Source organism: Leucobacter holotrichiae (assembly GCF_055791005.1).
This window is the reverse complement of record NZ_JBVUAC010000022.1, coordinates 1-7684: the sequence shown is the minus strand read 5'-3', so window position 1 is coordinate 7684 and position 7684 is coordinate 1. Positions and strand designations below refer to the sequence as shown.

Genomic DNA, 7684 nt, shown 5'->3' with positions numbered 1-7684 from the left:
CGCTCCATCAACCATTCCGGGAAATACGTCCCTTGCCGCAGTTTCGGGACAGCGACATCGATCGTCCCGACCCGGGTTGTGACTTGCGACGATAAATGTCGTGGTTCTCGCTTCACTTATCGTCCGATCAGAAGTGCTTCCTGCGCTGCGTCGACGGCCTCCGGAGTGAGGCGCGTGTGCCTATTGATGTCGAGGATGCGGTTGACCTGGGTGACGAGACGGTCGGCGAGGCGGAAGTTACCGTTGGTCGCCCGGACGATGGCGGCGAGAGCTGCCGTGTGTGCGAGACCGGAGTCATCCGGGTCGGGGTCCGGGAGGCGCTGCGCGACGACGGCGGTGAGCTCGTCGCTGCGGAGCGGGCGGTATTCGTGGGCGAAGCCGATGCGGCTGTAGAGCTGGGGGTAGCGGGCGAGGCGTTTCTCGATGCCGGGCATGCCGATGAGGATGACACCCATCCGGTGGCGGTCGTAGAAGTCGCGGACTTGTTCAAGTCCGGCGGTCTTGAGCCGGTCGGCTTCGTCGATGATGAGCAGTTCGGTGTTCCCGCTGTATTGGGATTCGGCGTGAACGTAGGGGTCGACGTGGCCGTGCTGGGCGTAGTCGATTGCCCAGGAGATGTGCTGGCAGGCCCGGGGCAGGCCTTGATCGATCTGCTTGATGGTTGCTGCGACCGTAGGTGTGAAGAACGCCGTCCTGTTCCGCTGGACCGCTTCCGGCACGGGCGGCAGGGCGCCGGCGCCGCGTGAGAGTGGATGCCATTGTTCCCATTCGTCGGTGCCGGCGTAGTGGCGGGCGGAGAGTGTTTTCCCGATCCCGGGTGGTCCGTAGCAGAGGCCGATGTAGCGGTGTGAGCGGACGGTGTCTGCGAACTCCGTGAACCGGCGGTGCTCTCGTGTGGTCACGAACGCGGGCCGTGTGTCTTCGTGGGGTGGTGGTGCCTCTTGGAACTCGTCGAAGTGGCCGCTGAGGAATCGACGCCCGTCGTCGTCTGGTGTGAAGAGGAGGGAGATGGGTTTGCCGTCGTCTGGCTCAGTCGTTGGCATAGGTTCTCAATCCATGTCGCGCCTGGGGTGGTGGTGTTCGGTCGGGCGCACTCGCCGGTGCCAGCGCGATCTCGGGTCGGTGGCGGGTGTCTTCGGGGAGCGAGCCAGCGTGAGCGGTGAGCTCCCGGAGCTGCTGTTTCAGGGCGCGGCGTTGCTGGTTCCTCGCCGCCTGCAGGTCGGTGAAGGACACGGTCTCGGAGGAGCGTTCGGGCGCGATCGCACGACACAAGAACGTGTTGTCGTGGAACACTCGCACCTCGCCGAGGTCGCGGGGGTCGTACCGCACTGTGACGTCTTCACCGACGTATGCGGCGAGGACCGGCGAGATGTATCGGGTCGAGGCGAAGCGAATCCCGTCGCGTTGCACACGTCGCGTTGCCGCCGCAGTCAGTAGGAGCGAATCGAGGTCTTCCGGGCGTGCGGGCATTCGAGGGATGAAGCTGTCGCTCCGCCATCGTGCGTGCGGGGCCTCGCCAGTCGCTGAATGCGGTCGTTCGTTGTACTCGTCGACGATGAATCGCTCGAGCACGTCATCGAGTTGGTGCAAGGTCAGCGTGGGTTCGCTGACGGGTGCCCCGCCGGTGCCGTGCGGGATGAAGCCGGGCAGGTGCGGCAGCAACTCGGTCGTGATCGTTCGGTAGAACCGCTCGATCTTGCCGCGCCCCTGCGGAACGCCGACCTGCGAGTGAATCAGGCGCACGTGCAGGTCGAGGCAGACCTGATCGATCCTGGCCGATGTGAAATCGGACCCATGATCGCTGTAGAGGACGTCCGGGAGCCCCGACACCGCCCACTTCGGGTTTCGTTTCCGAGCGACGGCCTGATGGAACGCCAGTGCGGAGTGTTCGGCCGCGGGGGCTGAGATGCCGAGCGCGTAGCCGGCGATCGCCCGTGAGTAGTCGTCGAGCACGATCGTCAGCCAGGGTCGGTCGGGTTGCTGCCGGTCGTTGAGAATCATTACGTCGAGCAGGGTGTGGTCCATCTGCCACTGCTCATTCGGCGCGGAGGTCGTGCGGCGGTAGACCAGTTCGAACTTGTCGCGGTACGCCGCGTCCCCGCCGTCAGCGAGGGCCGTCAGGCCTGGGTCGAGCGCGTGCACGATCTCGCGGACCGTGGTGTATCCGGGAGCCGGCAATCCGCGGTCCCGGGCAATGTCGCCGATGCGACGGTGAATATACGCGATCGTCGGCGCGGGCCGGCGCACAGCAAGCGCCTCGATTGCGGTGACCAGTTCGGCGAGAGTGCGCGTCGATCCCTTATCGCGGCGAGGTGCTCGCCCGAGCTGCCCCGCTTCTATCCGAGCTGCCCAGCGTTGCAGGGTCCGCACCGCGACTCCGGAGTGCTCCGCAAGCCGCGTCCACGGCACCCCGTCCTGGTGTTGGCGCACAAGCTCGGCCTTCTGCCGGTCGCTGAGGTGCGCCATGATCCCTCGTCAGGCCCGCTCGACGTGCTCGGCCAAGTGCCGATAGATCGTGGGCCGGGACACCCCGAACGTGTCGGCAATCTCCTGCACGGTGTGGCCGCCCTCGTCATACATCGCCCGGGCCTGCCGGATCTTCGTCGGCGTCATCTTGAACTTCGGGCCACCCTTCCGACCACGCGCACGGGCGGCCGCGAGGCCGTCGTGGGTGCGCTCCACGATGAGGTCGTGCTCGAACTCCGCGATCGCGGCGAGCATGTGGAAGAACAAGCGGCCACCCGGAGTCGTGGTGTCGATGCCCTGCGACAGAGCCTTCAACCCGACCCCACGCTGCTGCAGCTCTTCCGCGACTTGTTTGAGGTTTCGGACCGACCGGCCGAGCCGGTCAAGCTTCGTCACCACGAGCGAGTCACCCTCTCGCAGATATCCGAGGGCATCTGTCAACGCCGGCCTTTTCGTCAGGGTGCCGGAGGCGTGTTCGACGAAGATCTTGTCGCAGCCTGCAGCTTCGAGCGCATCGGTCTGGCCGTCCGGATTCTGGTCTCGGGTCGAGACGCGGGCGTAACCGATCGTGGCCATACCTCAGCGTAACGCGAACGCCGCCCGCTTTACATAGATCGCCGACACGAGTCATGAGACACGACTCGCCGGACTGAGCGACGAGAGTGGCGACTGACTCATGAACGGTCGTCTACGGACACAGACAGACAAAGGCACGTGCGATGACTGCTTTGATGGCGGCCGTTCACCTCTGATAACTGTGAGTGGTTGCGGGGCTGTCGTTAGTCAGCTGTGTGGTCGAGGTAGAGGTCGTACAGCGTCTTGCGTGGCTGGGCGTCGGGGCGGGAAGCGTCGGGGTTCATCGACGAGTTGTATGTCCAAATGGTCACTGGTGCTCCGGTGGAGGCGACGGCGTCAATGTCAGCGAACAATTTTGCCGGGGTAAGGGGGTAATTCGAGTCGCCGGGGCCAGGGGTATAGACGGTCACCCAGACGTCGGCGCCGACGGGGGCGGCGATCTCTTGCCCCTTCTCGACCAGGGCGCGATTCTGGGCAGGCGTCCACGCGGTCATCTTGTACCCGTCCTGCAGGTTCCACACGTCGATGCCTGTGTCACGGATGAGAGGCCCCAGCGCGGTCACGAACTGCACTCCGGACAGTCCGGCGTGGATACCTGTCGGTACTGACGGGGAGATCATCACGGGGAGATCCGAGGAGAGTTGGTCGAGGGAGGCGGTGATGTCGCGGAGGTAGTCGGTGTGCAGGGCGGTGCGTGCCGGATCAGCAATGGTTTCGTACCCGGGCTCGGTGGGGATGTACCAGCCTTCAAACTGTCCTTTGTACTTCGAGAGCAGGTCTGCGGCGATCACGGCGTCATCGGCGGCAATTGCCGCGAGGAGGTCCGCATCATCCTTCGTTGCGTCGGCATCCAGGAGGGAGGACTGCAGGATGAGTCCCAGCCAGACCTTCACGCCGTTGCGGGACGCGGAATCGAGAAGGCGGGGGAGGACGGAATCCCAGGCACCGAAACCCGTCGCGCTGCTCGCCGGGTATGTCGTGACCGTCGTGCCGTCATCGCGCCGAGCGCCCGTCCACTGAACGATCACCGTGTCGATCCCGGCCGCCTTCTGCGTCGAGAACATGGCGTCGAGGCGCTCGTTCGATGCGCTGTGAACGGTATAGGGGTCCAGGTGTGTTGCGCTGATACGACCAGCGCCTGCTGCTGATTCTGCTGGAGCCGCGGCCGCGGTCAGGGTGCTTGTGCCGATGATCGCAACGAGGGCCGCTATCACCAGTGTTCTCAGCGTGTTCCGCATGGAGCGGCTCCTTCAAATAAGATCTGTGCCCATCAACGGACGTTAACGGCACTAAGCACCTAGTATATTCGCGCTGCATCACATGCATCCGCCGCCCTGAACGTCCTCGTCCCCTTCCAGGCAGCTAGTGCCACGCAGCGATCACAGAACGACGCCATTCACCGGCGCGATTCACAGACCCGGGTATCGAGATCGCGGTGCCGGTATCCATTGCGTTGGGTCGTGCGGTCCGGGGAGCGCTGGCCCCATTCCGCGCCGACCACGGCATCCGCGTCCGCGGACAGCAGCGCGTTGATCATGGTCTGCAGCAAGCTGCGCATCAAATCCGGCGACGCGTCGCCCAGGGCTTCGCTAAGGACACCGGCAGGGTCGACAATATGAGGAGCGGTCATCGTGATGATTCCTTTTCGAGTGAGAAGTAGAGAGCTTTCTCGAAGGATCACACGGTGACCGCGTCCACGTCGAGAACGACGTGCCGGACCACCATGCGCTACACCACTATGCGGGACTCAACTCCGCGATACCCCGACCTACAGGTTGCCTAGCACTTTCGTTAGCACTTTTGGCAGCCCTGGCGACGCCGACACCCGGCCCCTCCTGGCTGGCGGTCGGTTGCCCGTAGCGGCGGTACTCGGATGGGTTGACGCCGTAGTAGCGGCGGAAGTGCGCAGGTGGATGCGTGGAGTTGATCCATCCCACCCGAGGGCATATCTGCCGCATCGACAGATCGGTCGTGCGCAGTAGACGAGCCATCTCTTGCACGCGCAGGATCGTGAGATACACCAGTGGCGTGACTCCGAATGAGTCTCGGAAGACCCGCGTGAACTGGCTGGGCGAGAGGCAGGCATGCGCGGCGAGGTCTTCGATGCGCCACCGCTTCGCAATGTCGCTGTGCATGAGCGCCGCCGCTTGCGCGGCTTCTCTGCGGATGGGGCGGAACGCCCGCCACCGTGGCGACGCGACGCGAGCGGCACGTTCACGCGACGTCAGCGGCGGCACCGCGACGGGCGCGTGGCGGATGTGCGGAGCAATGGCTTCGAGAACAGTCAGCAGGAGTGCATGTGTGCGGAAGTATCTCGCCGCGTCTTGCCCCGCTTCCGTCAAGGTGACGAGCTCATCCAGGATTGGCTCCAGCCGTTCGACCTCTCGTTCTCCAAGGCGGAGTACTTGCACGGGGTCGGGGTTGAGCTTGGCGGCGAGGTCGCGGGCTGCGTCGCGGTCGGGGATCAGGTCGAGGTGCTGCCAGAATAGATGCTCGATGAGGTAGTCCGTGTCGAGGTGCAGGGTCGTTATCGTGATGCGTGCTTCGGGTTCATATCCGACGGGCATATCGGGTGCGATCAGCACTATGTCGCCCACGCTGACGGGGCGTTGGGGGCATTCTCCGCAGAGGATCACTGAGCCGTCGCGGACGACTACGAGCCGTACACAGTCGAAGGCGACGGCACCCACCGAACGTCGCGTGCGTTGTGATCGCGCCACGACGGGTCGGAGAACCGTTCGCTGTCGAGTGCTGCCGCTTGTGTCGAAGTGAAGGTCACGGCGGGGATCAGGCTGGATTCTCCCTTGTGAGTGTGCTCCCTCTGTTCGCCGCAGCCTTTCCATCAGATCGGACTTTCAAGGGTGGGGAATCTCTCGGTACTGCTGCTTATGGTCGCGGTCACGCACGACAACGCCGAGGGATCGCAGTTCGTCGCGGATATCGTCGGCTGCCCCCATGCGCTTGTCGGTGAGGGCGCGCTGCCGCGTTCGCAGGAGGTCGTCTACGCGTCCGCCCACGCCATTGCTACCGTCAGCCCAGGTGATATAGGCGTTCTCGTAGGGGTCTGCGTTGCCCTGCCAGGGATAGCCGAGCCGTTCGAAAGCGTGCTGTAGCCGCCCGGTGAGCACGGTGTCGGTTTTGGAGCGGGAGAGTTCATTTGTTTGCGGGTCGGTGACAACAAGGTCTTTGCCGTCGGTGAAAACGCCGCCGATCCGATCCCGGTCAATGAACTGGCTCGTGCTCTCGCTCTCGATGGTGACACCACCCGCCGACACCGTGACGACGCTCACCTCTTTCCGCCACTCGCGGGTGATCCAAAACCCCACAGCCGAGCCCAGGAGCGTGAGGACGGGGATCGCCCAAACAAGCGGCAGACGCGCGGCGATGCGCAGCGGGCCGGGGGCGTCGCCCGCCAGGGAGAGCAGCCATTCTACGAAAGGGCCGACGGCGAACGCGGCGCCGAAGCCGACAACTGCGCCCGCGACGCAGAAGCCGACGATCCATCGTCTCGGGATCGTGATGGTTGTCTCGTTCTCAGTCATGCGGTTCTGCTCCTTGCTGCGTGCGCGGGGTGAGATAGCCCAGGACGGTGCGCTGAAGTTCCGGCAGCGGCGAGTAGCCTGGCCTGGCGTTCAGGTAGGTCGCATCGACAATCGCCTGCAACCAGGTCGCCGTCTCGACCGGATCAAGAGCCGCGTCGATGTCTCCGTCAGAGATGCCGCGCGCGATCAGCGCAGCCAGGCCGCCGGTGAGCACTTCGGCGGTGCGCATCACCACGGCGATGAGAGCGGGATCGTGCTCGACCCGCCGCAACAACTCAACGACCATTCCCGAAGCGCCCGGATCAGCAGCGTCCTTGGCGAGTTCGCTGAGCACATCAAGGATCGCCGGAACAGGCTCCTCGGCATCAGCGTGCCGTGCGATCAGCGCCTCCGCCACAGGCAGATCGCGCTCGAAGATCGCCCGGAACAGTGCCGCCTTGTCGGTGAAGTAGTAGAAGATGCTCGCCTGGCTGACCCCGACCGCCCGAGCGATGTCAGCCACGCTCGTGCGCTCATACCCCTGCGTGGAGAACAACCGGCCAGCTTCGACGGTGATCTGCTCCCGCTTCCACGCGACCCGCTCAGGATCGACTCGTCTTGCCGCCATGCGTACCCCAATAAATAGTCTGAGTAATCAATCGAATAATACCAGTCGCACGCGACACCCAGGCGACTCTCGCACGAGCAGCAGCCACCCACAGCCGCGCGATTTCACCCCTTCGTTCTTTTGAATGAACGTATGCTACCGTGGTAGATACGTTGGTTTCTTTAGTAGAAACATCAGGTGGTGAGTCTTATGCATGGCGGCATGATCCTGTTCCGGGGAACCGGAGCCGACGCGCGCCGCTATGTCGAGGCCGACCGCTCCCGCGCCGATGACTATTACCTCGGCACGGATGCGTCCGTGGCCGCGTTCACCGCCCTGGACGGCAACGGGAACGTGACCGCCGCACTCGGGCTCGACCCCGAGGCGTATGCGGGATGGGTGGACTGGAAAAACCCGGTCACGGGCCAGTCGATGGGGGGTCTGCTGAAGCTTTGGTTGAGTCCGGGGTTTATGCCGCCAACCCGACGGCATCCATCATTATGGCCTCGAACTC

The 7684-nt window shown here is 64.3% G+C and carries 8 protein-coding genes and 2 pseudogenes; 1 reads left to right on the top strand and 9 read right to left on the bottom strand.

Annotated features, from left to right (window positions below; translation table 11 throughout):
• The 9 genes and pseudogenes from AC0KXF_RS14935 to AC0KXF_RS14895 form a co-directional block, all read right to left on the bottom strand.
• Window positions 1-86 (bottom strand): annotated as a pseudogene (locus tag AC0KXF_RS14935) (transposase); the annotation flags it as partial.
• 30 nt (window positions 87-116) lie between these two features.
• Window positions 117-1043 (bottom strand): AAA family ATPase, encoded by a 927-nt coding sequence (locus AC0KXF_RS14930; RefSeq protein WP_473109929.1) that lies wholly within the window; start codon window positions 1041-1043, stop codon window positions 117-119.
• Window positions 1030-2466, bottom strand: coding sequence for a Mu transposase C-terminal domain-containing protein (locus tag AC0KXF_RS14925; RefSeq protein WP_473109928.1), 1437 nt, complete (start codon window positions 2464-2466; stop codon window positions 1030-1032). Before AC0KXF_RS14925 ends, AC0KXF_RS14930 begins: the two co-directional genes overlap by 14 nt.
• Window positions 2467-2475: 9 nt before the next feature.
• A complete protein-coding gene (locus AC0KXF_RS14920; RefSeq protein WP_473109927.1) occupies window positions 2476-3042 on the bottom strand; it encodes a recombinase family protein in 567 nt (188 codons plus the stop codon).
• 203 nt (window positions 3043-3245) lie between these two features.
• Window positions 3246-4280: a DUF4434 domain-containing protein gene (locus AC0KXF_RS14915; RefSeq protein ID WP_473109926.1), complete on the bottom strand. Its 1035-nt coding sequence runs from the start codon at window positions 4278-4280 to the stop codon at window positions 3246-3248.
• A 176-nt stretch (window positions 4281-4456) separates the two neighbouring features.
• Window positions 4457-4672: pseudogene (locus tag AC0KXF_RS14910) on the bottom strand (transposase); the annotation flags it as partial.
• Between the two features lie 106 nt (window positions 4673-4778).
• Window positions 4779-5627: a helix-turn-helix transcriptional regulator gene (locus AC0KXF_RS14905; RefSeq protein WP_473109925.1), complete on the bottom strand. Its 849-nt coding sequence runs from the start codon at window positions 5625-5627 to the stop codon at window positions 4779-4781.
• Window positions 5628-5897: 270 nt separating this feature from the next.
• Window positions 5898-6584: a YqeB family protein gene (locus AC0KXF_RS14900; RefSeq protein WP_473109924.1), complete on the bottom strand. Its 687-nt coding sequence runs from the start codon at window positions 6582-6584 to the stop codon at window positions 5898-5900.
• Window positions 6577-7191, bottom strand: coding sequence for a TetR/AcrR family transcriptional regulator (locus tag AC0KXF_RS14895; protein ID WP_473109923.1), 615 nt, complete (start codon window positions 7189-7191; stop codon window positions 6577-6579). The genes AC0KXF_RS14900 and AC0KXF_RS14895 overlap by 8 nt, the downstream gene beginning before the upstream one ends.
• Before the next feature lie 177 nt (window positions 7192-7368).
• On the opposite strand from AC0KXF_RS14895, the gene AC0KXF_RS14890 reads away from it, so the two are divergent.
• Window positions 7369-7684 (top strand): hypothetical protein (locus AC0KXF_RS14890; protein ID WP_473109922.1); only part of this gene is annotated, 316 nt, incomplete at its 3' end.